Raw genomic sequence first — 25,348 nt, forward strand, 5'->3', positions numbered from 1 at the left:
GAAAGGCAAAGTTTAATTAGGAAAGCATTGATACGATTTGCGATGCACCCATAACAATGCCGATGCCAACACAAACAAAAAAAGCTTTACGCATTTCAACATAACCAGCAATCCATGCAAGCCCAATACCAGCAACCGCAATCGTCGCAATCGATTTTGCAATGTTTCCTGTTAAAGCTTCAATTATTTTTTTAAGCGCATCGTCAACTTTACCAAAGTCACCTGCGGCAAATGCTGGCTCACTCAGTGCGATGAAGGCAATAAACAGCATCAATGCTGTTGTTAACCATTTCTTTTGGGTGTTGGATAGAATAGTTTTTTGTAAGGTATGTTCACAACTGAACAAATTATTCATGTTTTTCATGAAAAATTCCCCGCTTTATGTTTAAGTTGATAGAAAAATTAATATTCAAAATATTATTTAGGAATCATATAAATGAAAAAAATAAATTTTTCTATCGATAAATTAATAATATTTAATCTTTTATTAATTTAATGAACAAAAAATATAGTAATATTCAAAATGATACTTTTAAAATATCTTCGAGAAGCGCCTAAATATATTGTCTTAATTTTTATTATTATTTTAGGATACTTTTATTTAATTAAAAATAATGAACAACTTACTCAAAATTCTTTTTTAAAAGGAACAGAAAAGACAATAGAAAACCCCGTTCAAAATCCGAAGTCACAATTGATAGATTATGCAAACCAACAAGACGCAAGCCAACAAAATGTGGTATTGCATCCAGAACCAATCGCATCACAATTTTATGAAGAAAATGTGCCGGTCTATTCCGGTGCTATACAGGTCACAAGTGGTGTGACCTTTAAAATGATCACGCTCGTGGATGATGGATGGAGAAAAAAGATTATCCGTGATATCCGCTTATATGGTGTGGAAAGCTGTGAAATGAGGCAATTTGCCTCACGCAACGGAGTTAAGTGGCCATGTGGTGCTTTTGTTACTGCTTGGCTTGTCTCAAAAACAATCGATAAAAATGTTACTTGTCGGCAAGCACGTGTCATTCAACAGGTTCATTATGCACAATGTTTTGTAGATGGGGTTGATCTGGCACGTTTGGGGCTGGCAGAAGGGTTGATGGTGTTGACAAAAGATCAGCATCATTTTCCATCCCCAGCAGACTATAAAATTCTACAATCTGCTGCTCAAAAAGCACAAAACGGTTTATGGTCGAGCCAATTTCAACAACCAGAAGATTGGCGAAGAGATCATGGGAGCTATAATCCCATTGACCATTATTGATAAAGCGTCCTCTTAAGCGCTATTTAAAAATCAAGACAATATTCTACTGCAAATCTTATCAGAAAAAAGTTAATTATAATCCACGCACTCCTTGGTGGACAACGTTCGTTATGGAAATTTGTTGTGTTTAAAGCTCGCTTACGCATATAGGTTGCTCACTACAGCGCTATGGGAGAGCGCGTTTTTTCCCCTAAACAAAATAGTCATTGTAACAAACATGAGTGTTCAGAAAATATGAACACATGCAAACTACTGATGTGACCTTTGGTCATGAAAAAAGGCTTATGAAAAAATAGAGAAAAGGTAAAACTGAAAATACCTTGCCTTCAAAAAACAACCAATTGCTTCAAATCAAACCAGAACTTTTAATGCAAGCTTTGCCTCATGTTGCTATGTTCATGAAACATGGGGACATCTGAAAGGGAAGCGGTTCTATGGAATTTTTATCCAAAATGAAGGGGATTTTTTCAGGCTTTTGAAGAAGCTAAAGAGGCTATGAGGAAAAAATGTGCTTTCTTTTGTTACAAAAGAAAGCACATTGAGGGGGGGGATTTAGAATGACAGTTTTACATATTTTACTCTGAAAAGCGGTCTTTTTTATCTTTTTTCCACAGAAAATAAGTTGCAAGTCCGAGTATGGGAACACTCAATTTGGCAAAAGGGAGATGTTGACTGAGAGCTGCAAGGCTGGAAACGGTCGCATCTGTCATGAGTTTATGGCGTTGTTCTTCTGTCTTTTTTTGTTGGTCATAGCGTTGATAAGTTTTGAGAATGCGACTGATAATAAGACCTAATCCCGCAAGAGAAAGACAAATTAAAAACATGATACTAGCGGCGGCAAGAGGCTTCATAACAGAACATAACGCAATAAAACCGATGGTACATAAAAAAAGCAAAGACATGAAGAATGAAATGCCAATAAACCCATAGAAAATTGCTTGAAGGCGTACTTGCTTGACTGTGCTTTTAAGCCCTCCACCGACAAGATGGTTTAAAAGAGGAGCGATAAACTTATGCATTGCTTAACGACGTAGTAATTGAGAAAGAATAAAACCAATTCCTGCGGCAAACAAAACGCTTTTGCCAGGATTTTTGCGAACGCATTGATTCATGGTTTGTTCAAGATCACTGATTTTATCTTTTGCTTGAGACATCATGTCTTCACCACTTTCTTTCGCTGAGTGATATAGTTTTTCTGCTTTGTCTTTGGCGGCGTTGAATTTGTTTGCACCAAGATCTGTTAGGGTTGAGGTAATCCCTGAAATTTCAGTGCGTAACTTTTCTAATTGTCCTTGTAGGTCTTTTTGTTGGTCTTTTTCTACGGCTGATTTATCGTGCTGTGTTGTTTTATTATGGGCCATGGTATTTTTCCCTCTTGATTCATTATATTTGTATTGGTGTGTTCATAGTGATCATTTGCATTGGAGTGAAAATTTTCACTGCTTGAGTAACGCCAAAAGCTTTTTTTGGTTCCTTTCATTTTGTCGAATTTAAAACTGTTTTTGATAAAATAAATCTTTCCTATACGATATGCTCTGTCTGTAAAGGGTCGCATTTGTTAAAAATTGTCTTATGCTTTTGCAAGAATTTAGCACCATTCTTCAGTTTCTCATGGCACAGTTTTTATAAAAGTTTTTTAAAAGCGTGTTGAGGTTTATTTTTTAGGCTTGTGACAGGTAAAAAACATGGTTATTGTGAGTTTGCGGCAGAAATAATGTCATTTTTATGTTTTTGAAGCAAAGAAAAAGAAATGATATTGCGGCTCTTTGTTCTCTATGTATTTGGGGGCAACACGCGCTCTCCCATTATACTTTTGGTCAGTTTAAGATATTGCGATAGTTCTTTTTTTAAAAAAGGTATATTTTTATTTGGATAGAAGGTACTTTAGTGCACTGGTTGTTAGAGAAGTGCATATCCTTTTCTCCGAGGATTTTATGATATTTTTGCTGCTTGTTTCATGTAAGCAAATATTTTGTTGGATTTAAAAGAGCCGCTGAAATGAAAGAAGCTTTGCGATATGAGGAATTCATTTAACAGGAATGATGATAAATTATTCTTATAAATGAAAATATTATATGCGATATTTCTTGTAACTTTATCATTTTGCCTAATTTATGCAATAAATTGATTGAGTAAGATAAACTTGTTGAATTGTTAGAGAAAAATTTCTTGAGTGATTTCTTTAGAATTAAGAGAGAGCTTGTGGAATAAAACTATACTTGATTTATCAAGTTTTCTTTCTTAAGAGGAATACACAAGTGACGTTAAAAGGGTCGTGGCATTTTGGAACAGTGATGCTATGCGGGGTGACGACCCAGCTCATAAATAAAGATAAGAGCACAAGAATGTGAGATAAAAATGGAATCTGAAACAGTACCTTTAGATAATATGTCTGCTGTAGTGACAACGCATGATTTTTCTCCTCTTTCTATGTTTATGGCTGCTGATTGGGTGGTGAAAGCGGTTATCATTATTTTGTTACTTGCTTCACTTGTGTCTTGGACAATTGCTTTTGTGAAAATTGTTGAGATCACTTTGGTAAAACGAAGAGTACGTCATGAACTTCAATTGGTTCTAAATGCTCAGACTCTTACGCGTTTGGCAGCTAGCTTGAAAGAAAGCAAAGGGGCTGGTGTATTTTTTCTCAAAGAAGTCCTTAAAGAGGTGTATCTTTCTGCACAACAGGTTCATTTTTCTGCTCCTGAAGGGATAAACGAAAGCTCTGGTGAAAAAACCAGTACAGGGGAAAGGGCACAAACGATTGAAGATATTCTCTTTTATGAGGAGAGCAATCAATATGAAGATGTTTCCCGCGATGTTCGTGATGCTAGGGTTCGCGATGTTCATGAAGGTTTAAAAGAAAGGGTTCATTCACTTTTGTCACGCTGCTTGCTGGCTGCTACACGCCGTGTTGCATGTGGAAGTGCTGTTCTTGCAACTATTGGCGCAATTGCTCCTTTTGTTGGTCTTTTTGCAACTGTTTGGGGAATTATGAACTCTTTTATTGGGATTGCTCAGTCTCAAACAACGCGACTTGATGTGGTGGCGCCTGGAATTGCTGAAGCTTTATTCGCAACGGCTGTTGGGCTTTTTGTGGCTATTCCCGCCGTTGTTATGTATAATAGCCTTATGCGTGCTTTGAGTGGTTATCGCAGTGATTTAGGCGATATCGCTGCTGCTCTTGAAAGGCTCTTGAGCCGTGAACTTGATAGGCAAAGACAACAGAAAAGTCATAAAAAATGAAAGCAAGCCTTAATAATGATTGGGATATAGACGAGAGTGGGTTGCAAAGTGAAATCAATGTGACCCCTTTTATTGATGTTGTATTGGTGTTGCTTATTGTTTTTATGGTTGCAGCGCCTTTGGCAACGTCTGTCATTTCCGTTCAGCTTCCTTCTATAACTCAAGCACCTTCAGTGGTTCAGTCTGATGAACCTCTTTATGTTACGTTGCAAAAAGATCGTTCTCTTTACATTGGTGATCATCTTGTAGAACAAGCAGCTTTGAGAGAAGCTTTGTTGAGGGAAACTACGCAAAATTTAGAGGCAAAAATTTTAATCAAAGCGGATAGCGAAATTGATTATGGTACTGTCATCGATTTATTAAATCAAATACGCATGGCTGGATATAATAAAATCGGTCTTGTAGGATTGCAAAACTCTACCAATCTTGTCTCAAGAGGTGAGATCAATAATAAAACAACAGGGGTAGCGGATGCTGCTGTCGATGGAGCGGGTGGTAACGTTGTGGGGCGTGTGGATGCCGTAACAACGAGCCCTACGGGAAACGCTAATATTCCAGCCGATGTCTCTGATTAGTGATAAAAAAACAGCCTTTGTTGCAGGAAGCAAAGCATATTACTCAAAGTCGTAGAGTGAAATTGATGAGGGTTCCGTGGATTTATTAAACCAAATACGCATGGGTTTGATATTATGCAGGGGGTTCATATATTGAATCGTTTTTTTTAGGATTAAGCTCTACTCATCTTGCCGCAAGAGGTGCGATCAAGAAAAATAGCCAAGGGCGATTGTTGTGTGTCTTAATACATCTTAAAGCCTTTTTTGCGGCGGTGTTCATAAATGGTACAACGTTAAAGCCCCCGTAACATAATAAAAAACCTATCAAACATCACCATCTTTATGCTTAACAAAAGAGCAAGCGAGCACCATTATCGTATTTATATTTTTTTCCAATGTTGTGATAGTGCTATTTATTGTAGGCATTTTTTCAGTTTTTATCTGCATGCTAGCCACGTTTGGAATGTGAGAAACATGCTTTTGATTGATTTAATATAAATAGGCTTGCCATGAAACAATCTTACAGTATTGAGATTTCTCATTTAAGTTGCAAGACAATTCATTATTATTATAAATCAATATGATGTATAGATTGTCGACATTACCAGCGGTGTGTGAGCTCTCAATGTTTAATGCCAATGTTTTTGTTATGGGGGAGGGGTATCTGGTGATAATGAAGTTTTGTATAGCGCACGAGACGTAATTGAGAGATGCTTGTTTAGAGGTGCGTTTAGTGAAAAAACTTTGAAAGCAAATGCGCATTCCCTCTGCATTTTAAAAGCTCAAAGAATTTCCAGTGAAAGAGTGGTTGGAATAAGTATGTGTGTTATTTTGAGAGTAGCGATTTTTCAGAGCTTCTTAAGTGTGTCCCGTTGAACCAAAACCTCCTGTTCCACGGCTCTCTATATGGCTTTGGGTATTTTGCTCTGGTTCAATGGTGCAAACATTAACTTGGGATACGGGGGCGATGACTGTTTGGGCAATGCGCATGCCCCGTTGGATGGAAAAGTCTTCTTGTCCTAAATTGATAAGAAGGACTTTGACTTCACCACGGTAGTCACTATCAATTGTTCCTGGAGTGTTGAGGCATGTGATGCCGTGTTTTAAGGCTAAGCCAGAGCGTGGACGTATTTGTGCTTCAAACCCAAGTGATAAATGAAAAATGAGACCTGTTGGAATAAGTGCCCGCTGCCCAGGGGCAAGAACAAGCGTTTCTTCTTCTCCAATTGCTGCCCGTAGATCAAGACCCGCAGAACCCGCTGTCGCGTAGCAAGGAAGTTCTAAACCTTGTCCGTGTGCAAGACGCTGAACAAATAAAGTCTGGGCATGTGAAGATTGAGAAGAGACAGGATGATTGTTTAGAGGGGCGTTGGTTTCAGTGTGCGACATGATTGAGGCATTTCCAAAATATGAGGTCTAGAAGAAAATGATACTTTAACAAAAGATATCTATAAAACCAAGTCGATAAAGGTGTGTGGATATAGGTTGTCCCCAGAGCTTGCTTATCATCTCTTACTGACTTAAAATATTCCACAACACCACCTAACATTATCAATGGCATTTTTCAATAATGGCATCATCAAGGATGGCTTATGCCTAGGGGCATGCGCTTATTTGAGATCTAAATTATGGTTACAGATAAGATTTTTAGATACTACCGATAAGAATACCCGTGGCAAAAACCAGAGCACCACCAATGATGACCTGTAAAGAGGCGCGCCAAAAGGGAGTGGACATGTATTTGTTCTGAATCCAGACGATGGCGCCGAGTTCGAAAAAAACAATGATAAAAGCAATAATTGTCGCTACATAAAAAGAGCTGATCAAATAGGGAAGAGTATGGCCTAGTCCTCCTAATGTTGTCATAATGCCGCTGGCAAGACCTCTTTTTAATGGCGAACCACGCCCTGATAATTTTCCGTCATCATGGGCTGCTTCTGTGAAACCCATTGAAAGTCCCGCACCAATTGAAGCTGAGAGCCCTATTAAAAAAGTTTGATGCGTGTCTCCCGTGGCAAAAGCTGCGGCAAAAATGGGGGCAAGGGTGGAGACAGAGCCATCCATTAATCCTGCAAGACCTGGTTGAATCCAAGTCAAAAGTGTTTGTCTTTGCGTTTTCGAAGTTTTTTTTATGGTGTGATTTGCCGCTGTTGTTTTTTGGGAGGGATGGCGGTTCTTGCCTTTCACAAGAGAAGTTTTGTCACATAATGAACCGATAGTGTTTGCACGATTATGGCAAGAAAGGCACAAAAGTTGCTTATAATTTTTAAGCTCTTGAAGCCCCATGGCGGTAAAAACCGCGGCTTCCTTAGAGGAATAAGGTTCTAGAGCTTTTGCATATTTTAAATAGAGCGCCGCATGTTGCTCTTTTATTTTGAGCGCTTTAAGTATCACGTTTTGTGCTGAACGAAAGGACAGAGCTTTACGTTGTACAAATGAAAAAAACGATCTCAACATTTTCTGTTCCTCTGCACTTTAGAATAATTCTAAAACATAAGAAAAATAAACCGAAAGTCAATCTAAAAGTTAAAAACTGACAAATTACAAAAAGGTTGCACTGAGAAAAAAGGTGATGGGATGCTGAGAAAGTACAAGGAAATTTATCAAATGGAGACGAGAGGGGCGCATGAAAGAAATAATTGCGTGAAAAAATTTAAGAGACAATGTGCTTTATTTTGCTAAAGGGATGTTTGAATGGAGCATTTCAATGTATTGTGAATATATGGAAAAAAATAGGACGACTCTATCATTCATTTGATGCGTTCAAAAGACTGTAACAGTTCTTGGAATTTGAAATGATTCTTTAAAAAGAGACCTTTTTCAAGGGACAAAAGCCCATTTCGCGAGGGGGCCCCGTGAAGAGTATAGAAGGGTAGAGCCGCAAAATTTCCATGAAATAATATAAACTCCATTGAGTCTTCTTAATCTTTACGCTTCATAAAAGAGCAAGCTGGCATCATCATACACTTTAGCTCCCAATGTTGCGACAGTCTTTAGTACGGTTCATTATAGGTATGGCATTTTATTGTACAGTTTTACGCCAATCATCCTGCTTGTGGAGGTGTAAGACAGTATTCTTATGATATTTACGCGCATTGAGCGTTGTTACAGCTTTTGCATTTAGGTGGATTTGATGTAACGAATTATCTTTTGTGCTGTAATTGCAGGGGCAGGTTTAAGGGTGGGAGTGCATAAATGAAAGAGATATTATCATATCAAATTGTTTGATCACGCATAAAAATTTATGCTTTATGAAGGGGCATTTATCGCCTTGTAACTTGCCTGATATCTTGTATGAAAGCCCAAAATTCAGTAGGTTTCCTCTCACTTCAAAACTTCTTATATTGAAGCAATTCAAATCATTTTCTTGTGTATCACAAGGAGGGGTGTGGGTGCTGTGTTTTTATTTAAAGTATGGGATGAGTTGAAATATGAAAAGTGCATAATCTCTACGCGTTAACAAACGTTTTTGATGTTTTTAAAAAAGAGCGAAATTGTGCAGAAAAAAAGGGAGCATATATGGAAAATAGTGATGGTTTGAAATTTTGGCGGCTTTCTGAAAAACTAACAATACTGCAGGCAGCGCTTTTAATAGTTGGATTAAATCCAGGAAAGTATTTGTTTGTCAACAAATTAGAACCAGAAAAAAGTGATATTTACGAAGATAACCTTTCCGTATCATCAGAGAAAACTGCTAATTTTCGTGCAGCCTATCATGCTATCGTTCAAGCGGGAAAAAGCAATCGATTAGAGATAGAATGGTCGTACTATAATTTTTCGGATTTTATAGATGCAGATTCCTCATATGTTCGCGTTGATGATTTAAAAGAATGGCTTTCATCGCGTGGTCTGTACCCTCCATTTTTTTTCCCTGAGGATGATTCTGCTGAGACTAAGGACCAAAAATATGCGTTTCAAGATCCAACGCATCCACGTTATGCTCCAAAGCTTGCTGCTATTGTTGCGGCATGGGAAGCGGTGAGTGAGGTTGAGGGTGGTAAAACTGTTAAAGGAACGCTTGCAAAATGGTTGCAACAGAATGCTGATCAATATGATTTACACAATAAGAAAAATGGTAAGTTAAAAAAGGATGTTATTGAGGAATTAGCGGCTGTTGCGAATTGGGAACCTACCGGAGGGGCGCCTAAGACACCTGCCAGCTCTCTTTTATCAAAAGAAAAAAAATAAAAAGATCACTAAAATTGCGCTGCTTTTTTTGATAATTTTGAAGATAAACTCTTTTTCTGGGGGAGATTTTTACTTTTCTTCCCTAGATTATAAGTAATTGTTTTTCATTAAAAATAATTTTTATAGTGTTCCTCTGACTGTTCAGGCGGGGGAAAATAGACATTTTGGGGCAGTAAAATTTACCCTGTAGTTTTCGTAACTTACCTCTCTATTTTTGTTTGATTTTTTTGGGCATTTTAAAATCCAGATCAACTGAAATGGAGTGCAACATGATTAAAGTTAATCTTTTTTTTACTATGCGTAAAAGTGTGAAAATTTTTCGAGGAAATGTACGGATATTTGGCAATGTGTTGCGGATGAGGTGGTACATAAATCGTTTAGAGTAGGTGTATTGTCGTGTTGGTTAAAATTTGAAATGATCACTGTCAAATAGTCGAAGTTGAGCATCGTGCATTTCTTGGGTAAAGAAATCTTGTCATCTATGAGCGAGTGAGAGTTTTTCTTAAGAAATTTGCACAATAGTAAAACTAGTTAGCAAAACCCGTTCTTTGGCGTAACAAAAAGGATGTCATAAATGATTATCTCATCATAAATATGCTTTAAGAATAACCCTAGCGTGGCGAAAGTCTATGGCGTAGTCGCTATAGATTTTTGCTCTGTGTGTGGTGATCAATGCTCTTGTTTATCTCTTGTCAATGCAAGTGCCCATGAAAGTGATGGGTGTCTATTGCTCCATTGTGATGCTTGGTTGTTCATGTTTAGAAACGACAAGTGTATTAAATGTGATAGGGTTGATAGAAAGGAGAACGTATCCTGTAAAAATAGGTGTGTCTTTAAAATAAAGCTGATAAACGAAATTATTTTTTTATCTACCTTTTGTATAATGAGAAAAAGGTATTCAAAGTGCAAGCATAAGCAATTTAGCAGTAAATCCCAAAATAGCTTAACATAGATCGTTTCTAGGAGAAGAGGAAGAAAGTCTATCTGCAAAGCTATGTTAGGTCGTGTGACAGGTGAAATAATGCGGTTAGGGCAATAAACAATTGTTATTGGTGAAGAGATAGAAATCGGTTGGGTGTTGATTTCTGTTTTACTACAGAATTTTCTTTGTTATCTCGTAAAATACGATCGTTTGAGGTGTGGTCATATAAAGCGAAGCTTTTTTCAATCTTGGAAAGATATTCCCATTGCGGAAAATCATATAAAGTTTAAGCAACGGCAGAACGATTTTTTGTGCAATGAAATGATAAGTATGTACAACATCTCGGTAATCTCCGTGGGAAACTTTACCGGATCCAAGGTGTGGATATTGTCTTCTGCTTATCCCAAATCGCAGATATTTCAAAACAACAACGGTGGAGAATGAATGTTGGATATGTTCTAGGGAAGGTTGCAAAAAATGGCAGTTTTCAAAAAAATACCAAAAATGACGAAAGGAGCGGTTTCCCACTCCTTCGTTCCTATCTCCCCTTGCGGGGAAGCGGCCACCATTACTGATGCCGTGTACGCTGATATAGGTACACTTATTTTTCTCAAAAGTCAATAGTGTAAATGCGGTAAATATTTGAGCATCAGAGCTACAACTTTATGAAAATCTTCGCAGGATAATCTTGGAACGGTACGTGAGCAACTTAAACGACTTACAGAAACTGTTGTGACATAATTGCAGATAATCCATGCTTTTTTATTCTCTATAGGAGATTGTATTGGATACGCAGCGGGATTATTGGGTTGTGATTTCGTTGAAAAAGGTAAAACTGTCACATTTCCATATAATTTTGCATTCTTAGAAAGCACTAAAACAGGCCGCTTTTTCCAAAATTCAGGGAGTATCGAATCATGAGGAAAATCACACCAAAAAACTTGTCTGATGCGTGGTGCCGATTTGATTCGTGGTTTTATATGAGGTGGTTTTTCGTAAGGAGCATTTAAATCTCTTTCTTTTATATGCTCGCGCCATGCATTATGATCATGTTCCATCATAACACATGGTTCTTCAAGTTTGGTTATATCTAAGGAAATAGGTGATAGGGTAGAAGGCTCTGTGTTCTTATCTTCAGCCATAGCAGACCATTTATATTTATTGGTCCCCTCACTTATTATTTTACGGCTTTTCTATCACGAGTTTTTATCAAAATGTTGCTTATAAGTACAGAGAGGTGAAACCATAAAATGGATGTATCTGCTCATTTTTGTCTTTTGAGTACAACGCTAGAGGAGGGATGTTGATGACTCGTTGGTGTTGGTGGGTTGGTTTGGCGGTGGGTGGTTCTGGGTGGGGATTGGTGACTGGAGGGTTGTTGGTTAGGGGGAAGCGATTGGAGAGAACGAGTGCACGCGGTTTCGTTTCTATTTTATGGTTAGAGTTTTTTATGGACTGAAAGGAGCCCTTTTGAAGTAATATAGAGGCTTATAAGGCTGAAAAATAGGCTTGAGACGACATTCCAACCGGCAAATGAAAGAAAAAGAAAGCGTGCGGATGCTTCAGAACAAGAAGGAGGATGAATGTTGTTTAATTGGCTGAGCAGCTGGTTAATGTCTGAGGTTTTTCTGACTGCGCTTAAACCACAGCTGAGGGGAGCTGCCCAAAAGCCATATTCAACACCCGCATGATAAACGGCTAAAACAAGGCTGATGCACATTAAGACAAAAACACACAAAAATAAAAGTTGTATCCAAGCAGTTATGCGAAAAAAACATGCCCCAAAACCTGCTAAGAGCAAAAATGGTATGGCTCCATAATAGGGAAAACGTTCTATGAGACATAAATCGCAAGGAAGATATCCTCCGAAATATTCAAAACCAAGGGCAATCCCTATTGTGGCAGACAAGCAAAAAGCGAGAAAAAAAGCCCATAAACTTTGTTCTTTTCTGCTGGGTTCAAGATGAAGGTGTTTGTGTAAAAGTGGGTGAGAAGACAAAACGCATGCCATTAAGTCTGTTCCTTATAAAAGCTTCTTGTTTAAAAAAGCTATGAAAATCCCATAAATTAAAAGGAGGCTAACACAACCAATGAGAACAATCCATTTAAAATGCTGTACTAGAAAATTCATTGCTTTTTGCCCAAAATGTTTAATCAGCCACGCGAGAAGATAAAAACGAGCGCCTCTGGAAAAAATACAAATAAGAATGAAAAGTTCAAGACGCACACTCATAACACCGGCCAAAATTGTGACAATCTTGATGGGGGGAAGATGAAAAAAACCTGATGTTATCAGTAAAATGATGAGAAATTGCAGGGTTGCACTATTTTTCAGAGATTCAAAACTTTCAACCTTACCATAAATTTCTAAAATGGGTTTGGCAAGGGTATCATAGGCAAAATGTCCGATAAACCAACCGGCAATGCCTCCTAATACAGAACAGATCGTCGCAATCAAAGCATAACGATAAACCCGCTTTTGATGGATAAGAAGCATCGGAATATATAAAACATCTATGGGAATTGGAAAAACAGAACTTTCAATAAAGGCAATGAAACCAAGCCAGTGTGGTGCTGTACGCCGATTTGCTAAAGAAATCGTCCAAAGCTTTAATTTGTTTAATATCATGAGGCTTTTTATAAATTTAAGAGGTAAACACTTTACAAATGAGATTGCTATAAATCCGATAGAGAAATCCAATAAAGAAAGTATTTCATAAAATAGATAAGAAAATGATATGAATTCTTAAAAAATGAGAAGTCTTCTGTTGACGAATCTGTTCTTCTTCATATAGTGCAAAGGAATAATCGACAAGTCTGTCTTTTATAGTCCTGTCTTTTATAGCAGTGTGCGGGTGTGGTGGAACTGGTAGACGCGCCAGACTCAAAATCTGGTTCCGAGAGGAGTGTCGGTTCGAGTCCGACCACCCGCACCACTTCATAAATATTTTCCTTTATCCTGTTATGGCGCATCACGTTGTTTTATAGAACGTGGGATTTATAAAACATGGGGGGTTATAAAACGTGGGATTTATAGACCGTGTTCAATGTTTTGCATGTTGAATGAAAAAACTCGAATACCGTAGGATTCTTTCATTTCAAGTCTGTTTATAGTAAATCAACTAAAATCATGTCGCTTGTATGTTACAAGCTAGATGAGCTCGCGTGGAGTGAAATTTTACAAAAAATGAATAAAAATGCCTCTTATGCCGTTTCAAGGGCATCATTGGAGGTAAAGTGTATGATGGATGGTGCCAGCTTGCACTTTTATTGAAGTGTAGAGATGCTGCTCTATAGATTTTATATTCCTGTGGGTGCTGTCGCAAAATGGGCTTGAGGGTTTTGAGAGCTGTTTCTTTAAAACACGCATGTGAATTGGCAACCCAAGTATCTTGAATTTGAGTGTGTTTGGTTTGAAGCGCTGCCGTATGATATGAAGGGTGTGATCCAAAAAAGATCCGTGAGAAACACCAGCATGAGGTAACGCGTAATCTCCTCTCTTTAAAAGACAGTGCTTTAGAGGCTTTTGAAAGTTGTAAAGCAGAGGGAAATGGTAAGATTGGAAATTGGTTTTTACCTTGAAAACTTCATGTGCTTCCTAAATGAAGCTGTCTCCCCGTTACAGAAATTACATAAACAGAGAACCGCAATATCCTCTTTCCACTCTGGCATACAATAGCGGTAAAATACTGTTGTTTGAAGTGTGGTAATATAGGGCATACTTCCTTGAAACGTTACAGTATTTTTTCGGTGTGTGTTGGATATTCTTAAATGTGTTTGTCTTGCTTTAGGTTTAAAGGCATTCCATGCGGAGGAGCCCAAAGAAACCCGCTAAAATCCCCCAAGAGTCCCCAAGGGTTTTTGTGTTTTTATAAACGGACATGGTGTTTAAAAATGGGTGTTTAAAATGGGTTTTCAGAATCTTTATCCTTTAAGAGCGGGGAGGCCAAGTCAACATTATCTTATAAAACTGCAATTGATGCACAATATCCATATTTATTTTAAAGAAATATCTCTTAAATAACGGCTCTCATTTATTTTACGATGGCGCCCAATGGTATGATGGTAAAGCTTTTATATTCCAAATGTATTACATGAAAGGGGGAGAGAGGATAGGAGCTTGCTTTAAGAGAGGGAGAGGCTTTATTGTTTCGTGACTATTTGTTTACAGTTTAGTACTGGTTTTTAGAATCTACGTCTTTTTAGGGGGAAAGGGGCATTAAAAAACCCCGTTTTTAACAGGGTTTTTTAATCGTTCAATTTTTCTACAAAACTTAGAATTTATAAGCGATACCAAAGCGAACATCATGCGTTTGAGAAGAGATTTTAAGGTTATCGTTTGCAAATTTCTTTTTAAAAAAATCTGAATAACGATATTCTGTACGCATGATGATATTATCTGTCATTGCAAGATCAAAACCACCACCAACAGTGTAACCAAACATTGTTTTTGTCTCATCTAACACATTGCCAGAAGCAAAAATTGTCGAATCTTCTTGCGATTTTGATAAAAGTGACATGATATATTGCATCTGTGTATAGGCTATACCCCCTGCAATATAAGGCATAAGACGATGGGAAGCAAAACCAATACGCGCACGCGTGGCACCAGACCACGTTTCTTTCAATGTTACACTGCTAACAACAATGTCACCATAGTTGGATATCGTTTCACCCTGAGCTGCAGGTTTTATGATAGGAATCCCAGCTTTTTTAAAGGCAATGTTAATGGAGTTTGATTCATCTAGAATTTTCTTTCCATTGTCTGTTTGGGTGCTTTTCCTTCCAGACCAGACCATATCGGTATCAAAACCGAAAACAAGATCTCCCAGATCAATATTAGAACCTGCATACAAACCTGCTCTCAATCCTGATAGTTTCGGTGATAAATCTCTATCAACCCAAGCCCATTTTCCTTCCCTAGCTTCTTGTGCGTAATTTAGAGTATTTTTATTGGAAAAATATCCAATTTGTCCTCCAAAATAAAAACCAGACCAAGAAAAAGGCGCAGAAACAGTAACCGGTGAAATACGTGACGATGAAACATCTTGCAATGAAACCTTCGGTTCTGATTGCTTAAAGATTACCGTATCTGCTGCTTGCGCTGTTGAAGCGGTAATGAAGGTGAAAATAGATAGTGCAACTAAACATTTTGTTTTCATAAAAACGTCCCCAATTTATTTCAGATACAAATCGTATTATATACAAATTGGTTAAAAAAATCTATACTTAATATCATTATGAAAACTAAAATACGTATAAACTCTATAATTATCCATATTTAAGCGTTCTTAAAACTTGTTTTCATGCTATTATCCCGCGTTTATATTGATTTTTCAGGATTTTTTATACTCTTTCAATGTTCTCTGTGTTTTAGAAAAAAATATAGTATAGTAAATAAGCTTTTTATTTATTTAAAAAACATTATTTTATACATATTAAAACACTTTTTGTTATTAAATGTATTATCCATTATGATTGACATCAATGTGCTTACATATTCAATTGATCGTAAAAAATGCATATTGGCCATCATATTCGTTGCTCGTTTCTGATATTGCGTAGCTTTGTATTGCGATAGCCTTTTGAGCACTTGAGGGGATGAGGGACTTTATTTCTTTTTTATCTATATGCCACTTTTTCTTGTGATAATCCAAGCGAATAGTTTTGATTGATTGAATGGAATACGAAGAATAAGAAGGAGTAAAGTGCGAGAATCTCAAGTCTCATGAGGTTTCTTATGCGCCATGTAAAACGGATAAACTCTCCGTTCCGTTTGCTTAAAGCCGGAACGTGGATGAGAGTCTAAAAACTGAATGTCTTTGGCGATTTTAAACAGATTAGCGCGTGCATTCAGGTTTTTGTGGAAATGGGTGAGGGTGCCATAATGGGCAAATGCCTCCAATTTCTTGCGAGCTGTCAAGTATATCCCCGTCAGAGAGCTGATTGTTTCAGCAAAGGTCAAAACCTTTCAGTGCATTGAGTTTTTTCCAACAGCTGTTCCTCTATTGAGCACCCCCATCTTCACGCTTCATAAAAGAGACATTTCTCAATGTTCCTAAACCCATTTCACGACAGCGATTGTAAATGGTATAATGATAAATCTATTGAGCACCTCTTTTACGCTTCATAAAGGATTACGCCGGTACCATTACTATATTTGCCAGTTCGTGGGGTGTTGTGACAGTCCTCTCCACAATGTTGTGACAGGCCCCTTTGTCCGTTGTGACAGTCCTTGGCACTTGAGGTGGTTCATTAGAGGCGTTTGTAGTTCTTATCGGATACAATTTCTATTCACATATTCATTGCGTTTGTGATGTGCAAGTCAGTGATTTTGATTGATGCAACATGGGACCGATTTAAAATGAGAAAATCTTACGGTCTTTAGGATTCTCATTCAATATGGATAACGCTAGATTATCATTATAAATAAACACATTATCTCATTGAGATAAGAGTTATCTACCCAATGTTATCAATAATGATAACATTGTAAAGCGTCGATGAATTCATTAATCTTTTTATACTTCGATTGAAATTATGTCTATTAATACCGATAACACCGATTTTTTTGAGCTAATTCTGTTTGGCTGATAGCTAATAGATTTTCAAAATCAAGACGCGAAGCTAGAATGAAAAACACCTTAAGGTCATATCCATTTAAATCACTTTCTGCCAGTATAGCCATTGGGTGTTGAGCCATGATTATCCATGCCTTTCCAAAACCGTTGTGCTTTTTAAGTACAATATAAGCGACAAAACCACCCATAGCATAAATGCGGATCAGAGCCTAAAATGAACGCTGTGGGTAATTGTTATCGGTCATCATCGGGGTGTTTACACCCCGATCTTTTGACAGAAAGATTTGTTTTAAGATGTTTGCATCTTTTTTAGTGGGTTGTTTATTGGGGAGCAATCATCTTTTTAGGATCAACTAATCGGTCATAATCCTCTACAAAAACGCCTGCTTTTAATGCTTCGGTGCGCAAAGTTGTATCATTTTTATGCGCTGCTTTGGCAATTTCAGCAGCTTTTTCATAGCCAATTTCTGGTGCAAGAGCTGTGACTAACATGAGTGAGCGCTCCATGAGTGAGTGAATATGAACACGATTGGCCCGTAATCCTTGAATGCAATGCATATCAAAAGAACGCATGCAATCACCAAGAAGGGTAATTGATTGTAAAACGTTATAGCCAATAACAGGTTTATAAACGTTGAGTTCAAAATGTCCTTGGCTTGCGGCAAAGGTTACGCTGGTGTGATTACCAAAAACTTGGCATGCAACCATGGTTAAGGCTTCACATTGCGTGGGGTTAACTTTGCCGGGCATAATAGAAGATCCGGGTTCATTTTCAGGAAGACTGAGTTCCCCTAAACCAGAACGTGGACCAGAGCCTAAAAACCGAATGTCATTGGCAATTTTAAACAGATCAGCAGCGAGAGCATTCAAGCTTCCGTGGAAATGCGCAAGGGCGCCATGATGGGCAAGTGCTTCAAATTTATTGCTGGCAGTTTGGAATGTTATTCCTGTGAGAGTGCTCACTGTTTGCGCAAAAGCAACGTCAAAACCTTTTGGCGCATTCAGCCCTGTGCCAACAGCCGTACCACCCTGAGCAAGCATTTGGACATCGGTTAGAGCATTTTCAATGCGTTGAAGATTGGCTTCTAATGCGGCACGATAGCCTGAAAATTCTTGCCCTAAGGTTAAAGGGGTTGCATCTTGGGTATGGGTGCGGCCGATTTTAATGATATCTGCAAATTCTTGCTCTTTTTGTTTTAATGTCGCAATAAGAGCTTCAAGGATTGGCAATAAGTGTTGGCGTGTTTGCAACGTGGTGGCAATGTGAAGCGCCGTGGGAAAGGAATCGTTCGATGATTGGCTCATATTGACATGGTCATTGGGATGAACTGGTTTTTTGCTTCCAAGTTTTCCTCCCAAAATCTTACTAGCACGATTAGCAATGACTTCATTGACATTCATATTGCTTTGTGTGCCAGAACCTGTTTGCCAGACGGATAGTGGGAAATGTGTATCAAAATCGCCAGCAAGCACTTCATCAGCGGCGGCAATAATTGCTTTTCCAATATTTTCTGGTAGTTTTCCTTTGTCCATATTTACAATCGCTGCTGCTTTTTTGACAAGGACTAAAGCATAGATGATGGCAAGAGGCTGCTTTTCACTGCCAATATTAAAATTATGCAGAGAACGTTCAGTTTGTGCGCCCCAATAACGATCTTGACGTACCGAAATCGTTCCAAAGCTATCCGTTTCCTGACGTGTTTCAACCATGATAAGATCCTTTTTTGTTCACGGGTTCTCAAAAAAGATAGATAACGCGAAAGTGCAATAAGAGGCAAGACTTTGAAGCTTCATTTAGAGAAATTATTTTTATGGCTATTCTTGACATTGAGAGATGCCGATTTTATATCTAACACATGCTAGCACTCGTAATTTGAGAGTGCTAGCAAGAACTTTTAAGATTAATTCAATTATGTTCAGTTTTAAGGATTTAAAACATGGCTAATATACAATTCCGCCCACTTCACGACCGTGTCGTTGTCCGTCGGGTTGAATCTGAAAATAAAACGGCTGGTGGGATTATCATCCCTGATACAGCAAAAGAAAAACCCCAAGAAGGCGAAGTGATTGCTGTTGGCAATGGCGCTCTCGATGATAACGGAAAGCGCGTGCCTTTAGAAGTCAAAACAGGAGACCGTATTTTGTTTGGAAAATGGTCTGGAACTGAAGTCAAGATTAATGGGGAAGACCTCCTCATTATGAAAGAATCTGACATTATGGGAATTATGGGCTAATTGAAGCGCTTAATTTTTCATTGTGTACTATTTTGAGAAAACTCCAAGGAGAAATTAAATGGCTGCTAAAGAAGTCAAATTTGGCCGTGAAGCGCGTGAGCGTTTGTTGCGCGGTGTCGACATCCTTGCTAATGCTGTTAAGGTGACACTCGGCCCTAAAGGTCGCAATGTGGTGATTGATAAATCATTCGGTGCGCCTCGCATCACAAAAGATGGTGTATCCGTTGCAAAGGAAATCGAACTGGAAGATAAGTTCGAAAATATGGGTGCACAAATGTTGCGCGAAGTTGCTTCTAAAACCAATGATATTGCTGGTGATGGAACAACAACAGCAACTGTTTTAGGACAAGCTATTGTGCAAGAAGGTGTTAAAGCTGTTGCTGCGGGCATGAACCCAATGGATCTTAAACGTGGGATTGATGCTGCTGTTGAAGAAGTGGTGGCAAACCTCTTCAAAAAAGCAAAAAAAATCCAAACTTCAGCAGAAATTGCACAGGTGGGAACAATTTCCGCTAATGGCGCTGCTGAAATCGGTAAAATGATCGCTGATGCTATGGAAAAAGTGGGCAATGAAGGCGTCATTACCGTGGAAGAAGCTAAAACCGCTGAAACGGAATTAGAAGTCGTTGAAGGAATGCAATTTGACCGTGGGTATCTTTCCCCTTATTTTGTCACAAATGCTGAGAAAATGGTCGCTGATCTTGATGATCCTTACATTCTCATTCACGAAAAGAAATTGTCTAATTTGCAATCTCTTCTTCCTGTGCTTGAAGCTGTTGTTCAGTCTGGAAAACCACTTCTCATTATCGCTGAAGATGTGGAAGGTGAAGCTTTGGCAACGCTCGTTGTCAACAAATTGCGTGGTGGTTTGAAAATTGCTGCTGTAAAAGCTCCTGGATTTGGTGACCGTCGTAAAGCAATGTTAGAGGATATCGCTATCTTGACATCCGGACAGGTTATTTCTGAAGATGTGGGCATTAAACTTGAAAATGTCACTTTGGATATGCTTGGACGTGCAAAGAAAGTGAATATTTCTAAAGAAAACACCACCATTATTGATGGTGCTGGACAAAAGGCTGAAATTACTGCTCGCGTCAATCAAATCAAGGCTCAGATTGAAGAAACAACTTCTGACTATGACCGTGAAAAATTGCAAGAAAGACTTGCTAAACTCGCTGGTGGTGTTGCTGTTATCCGTGTGGGTGGTGCAACAGAAGTTGAAGTGAAAGAAAAGAAAGACCGTGTTGATGATGCTTTGAATGCAACACGTGCTGCTGTTGAAGAAGGTATTGTTGCTGGTGGTGGTACCGCATTGTTGCGTGCAGCAAATGCGTTGACCGTTAAGGGAAGTAATCCTGACCAAGAAGCTGGTATTAGTATCGTTCGTCGTGCTCTACAAGCACCAGCGCGCCAGATTGCAAGCAATGCTGGTGAAGAAGCTGCTATTATTGTGGGCAAAGTGCTGGAAAATAATGCTGATACTTATGGTTACAATACCGCAACTGGTGAATTCGGTGATTTGATTGCTTTGGGAATTGTTGATCCTGTGAAAGTTGTGCGTTCTGCTCTTCAGAATGCGGCTTCAATTGCGAGCCTTCTGATCACAACAGAAGCAATGGTTGCTGAAGTTCCAAAGAAAGATACACCAATGCCTCCGATGCCTGCTGGTGGAATGGGCGGAATGGGTGGAATGGATTTCTAAGCTCTTTTCCATAGAAATAATAAAGAAACGGGTCTTCTGGGCCCGTTTTTTTATGCTTTTTCATGTTTTTCAACCGGTGAATTTGGTGATTTGATTGCTTTCAAGAATTGTTGATCCTGTGAAAGTTTTTGCGTTCTGCTCTTCAGAATGCGGCTTCAATTGCGAGCCTTCTGATCACAACAGAAGCAATGGTTGCTGAAGTTCCAAAGAAAGATACACCAATGCCTCCGATGCCTGCTGGCGGAATGGGTGGAATGGGCGGAATGGATTTCTAAGCTCTTTTCCATAGAAATAATAAAGAAACGGGTCTTCTGTGCCCGTTTTTTTTATGCTTTTTCACGTTTCATACAGTTTTTCCTTTTATGACAGTTTCTTTATCTTATAGGATTGTTCTATTCTCCATTGGTTGATCTACCGTTATTGTGAATGAATCTCATTCTCGGTTCTTGGCTTTTTCTCTTGTTTTTATGAAATGTTTCTATTGTGCGGGGATCGTGGTTTTCTTTGAAAATATTGTGCTAATAAAAATATAAATATTTGATTTATAATCATTTATTCCTAATACAGTTCTGTTTTTTCATTTCAGGTTTATGCATGCCCTGTTAAAAAATCCTGTGTTTGTGCTTCATAGGGTGAGAGGTCACTACGGTTTTTATGAACCAATGTAATCATTAAAAGTCAGTAGTTAAGAAGAGTCAGTAGTTAAGAGTTAGTACCTATTGAGCGTTGGAAAGACAGAGTTGAAAAGAGCATGATGGGGCTGGTTTGTTTTTTATGAATAAGATGCTGGTATTTCAAGCTTTTGCATAGGGGAATAAGCATCTCTCTGTTTAGTTGATCTCTGAAATGGGGAGACTGCTCCATTTGAGAAGCTTAAAGATAAAAGCTAATTTTTCGCCTTGCTCTCATCTTTTTTTCGGTAAGCTCATCACCTAAACTGGAGCCAAACCCATGTTGTTATATTCAAGTTCTGTTTGTTGCCTATATTGTGACAGAAAATTCTTAAGTGGGGAGCAATTTTTGAGCTAAGGGGACCATGACAGGTAGCCGAAAAAATCATGACGAGACAATAGGCGCGCTTGTGTTAGAATTTTTAATGCTTCTGATGATAAAGGCACGCGAAATTCTGTTGTAGCCTCATGCTTTCTTTTCATATTTTCGAGCCAAGGATTTTCCATATATTCTCTTCAACTTGACCTTTATGCATAGAACATAAGGGAATTGAGAGGGTGGGAATTGAGAGGGTGGGAGGAGCCAGCTTGCTTTTTTATTAAACGTAAAGATAAGAGGTTTTATGTAAGGCTCCCATTACATTGCTTGTTTATGCGCTTCTTTAAAAGAAATATCTTTTAATACAAATTCTTGGCAATGCTATTTATGAAGAGTATAAAATCATTTGGATATCAATAGATTATTAAAAAAAATGTATGTTGGTATGATCCTTTTCTTATGTTACCAAAGTTGCTGATTTACGCGTTGGTTAAAAATCTCTCTTCATACCCCTAAATTCATTTCATGAAAGCGTTTGTGAAGAGCACGACGTTTATGAGGCGTGTAAAAAATTCTCGTGAGACATGAAAAAATCATTAATAAAATCTCCATGTTTTCAAAAAATAACGAATGGCTTTTTATCTTTTTAAAAGATTTAACACGTCTCACGTTTTTTATTTATTTTAGAGCTGAATATTCGATTTTTGTGTAAAAATACTTCCCAGCACATCTATGATCCGTGAAAAATCAAGTGCTAATAAGAAAATGATGAATATAATCCACTTCGTATAGCGTGACATCATTTTTACACTTTTATACGTTGTGATGATTTCTTGTAGGATTTCTTTTTCCTTTTCTGTAAGCTCTGTTTGTTTTTCTGTTTTTTTTCTAGCCATGTTTCCACCCACACAAGCCTTCCCCTTGTTTGTTATGCTTTAAAATATCTCTTGCGAGATTTGAACTGATGATATTGAGATCTTTTTTGTCTAAATAAATGGGCATCCAACCAACGCAAGAAAAAGGCTCATTGATTGTTTTTATCGCGCAACCAGTGAGTAAGAGAAGCGCGTACATCAGCATCACTTTTTTGATTAATTTCATTTTCCACCTCTAGCCGTGTTGTTGATGACTTTAGCGTTTTTTCTATTTGCTTTTGTTGTTCAACTTTCTTTCCAAGAGTGAAAGCTTTTGCTAAAGCGATAAAAAAAGCGGTCAGAGCCGCTCCTGTTATCATCAGATTTTTTTTCAACCACCACATCATAAGCTCTGCTCCCGAAACCGTTTTGCCACAAAGAAAATGCCAACGCAGGCGGCTAAAACCATAATGGTTGCTAATGCCCATTGGATGGGACCATTGCCTGCCAATAAGCCCCCAAGTCCAGAAAAAGAACCAATAATCGGTGTAAGCGCTTCTGCTTTGAAAAATCCCATTGGAGCTTGCGTTTCTACAGTTTGGTAGTTGGGAGAAACATAAGCTCCTTTTGCCCATAATCCCGATTCTGCTGCACGACGGTGCACTAAACCGTGAAGACGTTTTCCTCCTGCTTTAGTCCACTTTTGTAACTCAGCAGGGACGGCTTCATATTCGCCATTATTGAGTTTTTTGAGCAGGGTCGAATTACAAAAAGCCGATGTTCCTATATTATAGCAAAACGATACGAGCGCGGCGAATTGTTCATCCGTTAAAGAAACCGTCACATGTTTTTCAACGGTATTTTCAAATTGTCTTAAATCTTGAGAAAGAACTTCTTCTGCTTGTTTTTCAGTAATGATCATGCCCTTGTGAACGAACGGTTTGCCAGCCGTGCTGGTATGACCATAGCCAATTGTCCACACCCCGATGGCATCTTTATGGGCATGTAAACGCAATCCTTCCCATTGTTTAATGAGTGCAAGCCCTGCTGCTGATATTTTTCTCATTTGCTTCTCCATAAAATAAAGCCTCACGGTAACGTGAGGCTGGTTGACAGATTAAAAATGAATTTTTTCACGCTTCAAAAACAGAAGAGATGTGAAACTTTTATGAAATCAAAAGGTTGGTTGTGACATCTTAGGGAATGGGGAATGGTTGGCCAAGAGGGATCATAGTCGGCCAAGTGGGGTAATGGTTGGGCTGGTGTTTTCCGTTAAGAGAGGTTGTAGATTTTAAGAGCTTGTCCTGGTGTTTTTGATGGAGCCTTCTTGGGGTACGGGCGGTTGTTTGGTTGATGCACGATAAGTGTGGTCTATTGCGGTTGTTTGGTCGTATGGCATTGATGTGGGGGTGTTTGAGATACGAAGTGGATACTCTCAGAAAAACAAGACATATGCTTTTACTGAAGACGAAAGCATTAAATATTTTATGTATCAAACGTTTTGCTTATCCAAAGAGTCTCATTGTTACACAGAGCTTTAGGCTAACAAGAGCTGTGGAATTTTGATACAATTTTAAGAGGGGCTGGTTTTTATAGGACAAAGGTGTTTTTTCTTTAAGAGGAAAGTTGTTTGCTATTTTTGTTTTATGAACGCAAAAGCTGGTTTGCTTAGAGAAATCTTAGCCGTAAAGCAGCCTCTCTTCGTTCTTTGATGAATAGGAATATGGAAAAAGCCTCAATTACATCGTTAAAGATTTGTATTCAGTGAGCCTTTTTTGGTGGGAAGAAACGGAAACAGTTTTTCCCTCTGTTTCTCTTAAGTTTTTTTCAAATCTCTCTCTCAGAGTTTCACCTTTTTTGTTGACTGTTTCATGTTCAGCATCGGGATTGGCTTTTAAATAGTGTTCTAGACGTCTTCTTCCTTGTGTGTGTTTATAAAAAGTGGTTGGAAGATAGGAATCTAACTTTTCAGCATATACAGATGAATTGGGTTCACATAATACACCCTTAACATTATCTTTGTGCAGTCTTGCTAATTTATCAGATTCAAGATGAAGCTTTTTGGCAAGGCTTAAGCTGAACATCCCGCATTCAGAAGAGCTTCGCTGAATATCCATTTCTGCCGTGGTAAAAGAATAAGGAGGCAGTTGAAGACATTGAAGGGTTTGATTTATTTTTATCCCTAGTTTGCAAGCCGTGATATTCTGAAATGTTGTAGGTTCAAGCATAATCAAAGAGATTTTGTCATCAACTTTTTGATAATCAAGGACTGCAAAGTGGATTTTGCTTCCCGAATTGACTATAAATCGGGCAGAATTTGCGCCGCTCTCAACGACTTCTTTTAGGGCGTGCGAAAACTCTTCTGCTGTAAGAGCCAATTTGAGATTCATTTCTGGATATTTGCTGTTTGCTTTTTCTACGAGAGCCGGCATCAATCTAATATCTGTGTTTTCATAATAAGCGTTAATCCAACGGCCGGTGACGAGATCATCTTCTAAGCCTGTAATAATATCTTTTAATTCGTCAGAACTCGGTGCAACATGTTCTTCTTCTGTTTGGATGGAACTTTGCATTAAACGTGCAATAAGGTCTTCTAAAGATTCATTTGCACTTGCTCCTTCTGGTGTTTGTGAGGAATGAGGGAGGGAAGAATCTTGTGGCTTCATACTATTAGCCTCCATATTGATAATCGATAGGTGATATTATCTTCTTCAATTCTGGCTAAACAATGTTTGCAGGAAAGATTTTTAGCTAGAAAAAACAAAGAGATGAAATCATCTTTATTTAAATTACGAAAGATAAAACCCCACGCT

The 25,348-nt window shown here is 38.3% G+C and carries 24 protein-coding genes, 1 tRNA gene and 2 pseudogenes; 9 read left to right on the plus strand and 18 right to left on the minus strand.

Annotated features, from left to right (window positions below):
* Positions 1-16: 16 nt before the first annotated feature.
* Positions 17-364, minus strand: coding sequence for a TrbC/VirB2 family protein (locus tag ACFIK2_RS06155; protein WP_375633398.1), 348 nt, complete (start codon positions 362-364; stop codon positions 17-19).
* 159 nt (positions 365-523) lie between these two features.
* Between ACFIK2_RS06155 and ACFIK2_RS06160 the strand changes: the two genes are divergently transcribed.
* A complete protein-coding gene (locus ACFIK2_RS06160) occupies positions 524-1,267 on the plus strand; it encodes a nuclease (RefSeq protein WP_375677000.1) in 744 nt (247 codons plus the stop codon).
* Between the two features lie 575 nt (positions 1,268-1,842).
* Here ACFIK2_RS06160 and ACFIK2_RS06165 read toward each other — a convergent pair.
* Both ACFIK2_RS06165 and ACFIK2_RS06170 read right to left on the minus strand, forming a co-directional pair.
* Positions 1,843-2,286, minus strand: coding sequence for a hypothetical protein (locus tag ACFIK2_RS06165; RefSeq protein ID WP_375617902.1), 444 nt, complete (start codon positions 2,284-2,286; stop codon positions 1,843-1,845).
* A 3-nt stretch (positions 2,287-2,289) separates the two neighbouring features.
* Positions 2,290-2,628, minus strand: a complete 339-nt coding sequence (locus ACFIK2_RS06170) for a YqjD family protein (protein WP_375633396.1) — start codon at positions 2,626-2,628, stop codon at positions 2,290-2,292.
* Between the two features lie 997 nt (positions 2,629-3,625).
* On the opposite strand from ACFIK2_RS06170, the gene ACFIK2_RS06175 reads away from it, so the two are divergent.
* Positions 3,626-4,510: a MotA/TolQ/ExbB proton channel family protein gene (locus ACFIK2_RS06175; protein WP_375617904.1), complete on the plus strand. Its 885-nt coding sequence runs from the start codon at positions 3,626-3,628 to the stop codon at positions 4,508-4,510.
* Positions 4,507-5,085 carry a biopolymer transporter ExbD gene (locus ACFIK2_RS06180; protein ID WP_375677001.1) on the plus strand — a complete coding sequence of 193 codons (579 nt, stop codon included), beginning with the start codon at positions 4,507-4,509 and terminating at the stop codon, positions 5,083-5,085. Before ACFIK2_RS06175 ends, ACFIK2_RS06180 begins: the two co-directional genes overlap by 4 nt.
* Before the next feature lie 837 nt (positions 5,086-5,922).
* On the opposite strand, the gene dut is transcribed toward ACFIK2_RS06180, so the two are convergent.
* A complete protein-coding gene (gene dut / locus ACFIK2_RS06185) occupies positions 5,923-6,453 on the minus strand; it encodes a dUTP diphosphatase (RefSeq protein ID WP_375633393.1) in 531 nt (176 codons plus the stop codon).
* Positions 6,454-6,711: 258 nt separating this feature from the next.
* Positions 6,712-7,521 carry a VIT1/CCC1 transporter family protein gene (locus ACFIK2_RS06190; RefSeq protein ID WP_375634492.1) on the minus strand — a complete coding sequence of 270 codons (810 nt, stop codon included), beginning with the start codon at positions 7,519-7,521 and terminating at the stop codon, positions 6,712-6,714.
* Between the two features lie 1,062 nt (positions 7,522-8,583).
* On the opposite strand from ACFIK2_RS06190, the gene ACFIK2_RS06195 reads away from it, so the two are divergent.
* Positions 8,584-9,252 carry a hypothetical protein gene (locus ACFIK2_RS06195; protein WP_375617908.1) on the plus strand — a complete coding sequence of 223 codons (669 nt, stop codon included), beginning with the start codon at positions 8,584-8,586 and terminating at the stop codon, positions 9,250-9,252.
* Between the two features lie 1,539 nt (positions 9,253-10,791).
* On the opposite strand, the gene ACFIK2_RS06200 is transcribed toward ACFIK2_RS06195, so the two are convergent.
* Positions 10,792-11,316: a type II toxin-antitoxin system PemK/MazF family toxin gene (locus tag ACFIK2_RS06200; protein WP_375613249.1), complete on the minus strand. Its 525-nt coding sequence runs from the start codon at positions 11,314-11,316 to the stop codon at positions 10,792-10,794.
* A gap of 164 nt (positions 11,317-11,480) precedes the next feature.
* Between ACFIK2_RS06200 and ACFIK2_RS06205 the strand changes: the two genes are divergently transcribed.
* Entirely contained in the window at positions 11,481-11,633 is a 153-nt protein-coding gene (locus ACFIK2_RS06205) for a hypothetical protein (RefSeq protein ID WP_375677002.1), read from the plus strand.
* Here ACFIK2_RS06205 and ACFIK2_RS06210 read toward each other — a convergent pair.
* Positions 11,613-12,185: a disulfide bond formation protein B gene (locus ACFIK2_RS06210; protein ID WP_375677003.1), complete on the minus strand. Its 573-nt coding sequence runs from the start codon at positions 12,183-12,185 to the stop codon at positions 11,613-11,615. The genes ACFIK2_RS06205 and ACFIK2_RS06210 overlap by 21 nt on opposite strands.
* A gap of 12 nt (positions 12,186-12,197) precedes the next feature.
* Positions 12,198-12,803, minus strand: a complete 606-nt coding sequence (locus ACFIK2_RS06215) for a YqaA family protein (protein ID WP_375633390.1) — start codon at positions 12,801-12,803, stop codon at positions 12,198-12,200.
* A gap of 222 nt (positions 12,804-13,025) precedes the next feature.
* Between ACFIK2_RS06215 and ACFIK2_RS06220 the strand changes: the two genes are divergently transcribed.
* Positions 13,026-13,110: transfer RNA gene (locus tag ACFIK2_RS06220), tRNA-Leu, on the plus strand.
* Between the two features lie 1,338 nt (positions 13,111-14,448).
* Here the strand turns inward: ACFIK2_RS06220 and ACFIK2_RS06225 are convergent.
* The 4 genes and pseudogenes from ACFIK2_RS06225 to fumC (ACFIK2_RS06240) all read right to left on the minus strand — a co-directional run bounded on the left by ACFIK2_RS06225 (position 14,449) and on the right by fumC (ACFIK2_RS06240) (position 18,465).
* Positions 14,449-15,336, minus strand: coding sequence for an outer membrane protein (locus ACFIK2_RS06225; protein ID WP_375634495.1), 888 nt, complete (start codon positions 15,334-15,336; stop codon positions 14,449-14,451).
* Between the two features lie 623 nt (positions 15,337-15,959).
* Positions 15,960-16,139: pseudogene (fumC, locus tag ACFIK2_RS06230) on the minus strand (class II fumarate hydratase); the annotation flags it as partial.
* Positions 16,140-16,721: 582 nt separating this feature from the next.
* Complete coding sequence (locus tag ACFIK2_RS06235) at positions 16,722-16,877, minus strand: hypothetical protein (RefSeq protein ID WP_375633388.1); 156 nt, start codon at positions 16,875-16,877, stop codon at positions 16,722-16,724.
* 199 nt (positions 16,878-17,076) lie between these two features.
* Positions 17,077-18,465: a class II fumarate hydratase gene (fumC, locus tag ACFIK2_RS06240; RefSeq protein ID WP_375634496.1), complete on the minus strand. Its 1,389-nt coding sequence runs from the start codon at positions 18,463-18,465 to the stop codon at positions 17,077-17,079.
* A gap of 227 nt (positions 18,466-18,692) precedes the next feature.
* Here fumC (ACFIK2_RS06240) and groES point away from each other — a divergent pair, with 227 nt between their 5' ends.
* From groES to groEL, 3 genes and pseudogenes are all read left to right on the plus strand, one after another.
* Positions 18,693-18,989 (plus strand): co-chaperone GroES, encoded by a 297-nt coding sequence (gene groES / locus ACFIK2_RS06245; RefSeq protein WP_005774667.1) that lies wholly within the window; start codon positions 18,693-18,695, stop codon positions 18,987-18,989.
* A 58-nt stretch (positions 18,990-19,047) separates the two neighbouring features.
* A complete protein-coding gene (gene groL, locus ACFIK2_RS06250) occupies positions 19,048-20,691 on the plus strand; it encodes a chaperonin GroEL (protein ID WP_375606493.1) in 1,644 nt (547 codons plus the stop codon).
* 69 nt (positions 20,692-20,760) lie between these two features.
* Positions 20,761-20,966: pseudogene (gene groEL, locus ACFIK2_RS06255) on the plus strand (chaperonin GroEL); the annotation flags it as partial.
* Positions 20,967-21,716: 750 nt separating this feature from the next.
* On the opposite strand, the gene ACFIK2_RS06260 reads toward groEL, so the two are convergent.
* The 6 genes from ACFIK2_RS06260 to ACFIK2_RS06285 all read right to left on the minus strand — a co-directional run bounded on the left by ACFIK2_RS06260 (position 21,717) and on the right by ACFIK2_RS06285 (position 25,201).
* Positions 21,717-21,869, minus strand: a complete 153-nt coding sequence (locus ACFIK2_RS06260) for a hypothetical protein (RefSeq protein ID WP_375606492.1) — start codon at positions 21,867-21,869, stop codon at positions 21,717-21,719.
* Positions 21,870-22,364: 495 nt separating this feature from the next.
* Complete coding sequence (locus ACFIK2_RS06265; RefSeq protein ID WP_375617918.1) at positions 22,365-22,577, minus strand: hypothetical protein; 213 nt, start codon at positions 22,575-22,577, stop codon at positions 22,365-22,367.
* Positions 22,570-22,782, minus strand: coding sequence for a hypothetical protein (locus ACFIK2_RS06270; protein ID WP_273790903.1), 213 nt, complete (start codon positions 22,780-22,782; stop codon positions 22,570-22,572). The genes ACFIK2_RS06265 and ACFIK2_RS06270 overlap by 8 nt, the downstream gene beginning before the upstream one ends.
* On the minus strand, positions 22,706-22,942 hold the full coding sequence (locus ACFIK2_RS06275) for a hypothetical protein (RefSeq protein ID WP_375606489.1): 237 nt from the start codon (positions 22,940-22,942) through the stop codon (positions 22,706-22,708). Before ACFIK2_RS06275 ends, ACFIK2_RS06270 begins: the two co-directional genes overlap by 77 nt.
* On the minus strand, positions 22,939-23,601 hold the full coding sequence (locus tag ACFIK2_RS06280; protein ID WP_375617920.1) for a lysozyme: 663 nt from the start codon (positions 23,599-23,601) through the stop codon (positions 22,939-22,941). Before ACFIK2_RS06280 ends, ACFIK2_RS06275 begins: the two co-directional genes overlap by 4 nt.
* A 673-nt stretch (positions 23,602-24,274) precedes the next feature.
* A complete protein-coding gene (locus ACFIK2_RS06285; RefSeq protein ID WP_375677004.1) occupies positions 24,275-25,201 on the minus strand; it encodes a YopJ/AvrA family T3SS effector serine/threonine acetyltransferase in 927 nt (308 codons plus the stop codon).
* Between the last annotated feature and the right edge of the window lie 147 nt (positions 25,202-25,348).

It is taken from the genome of Bartonella sp. AP88XZML, assembly GCF_042195565.1.
Classification (GTDB): Bacteria; Pseudomonadota; Alphaproteobacteria; order Rhizobiales; family Rhizobiaceae; genus Bartonella.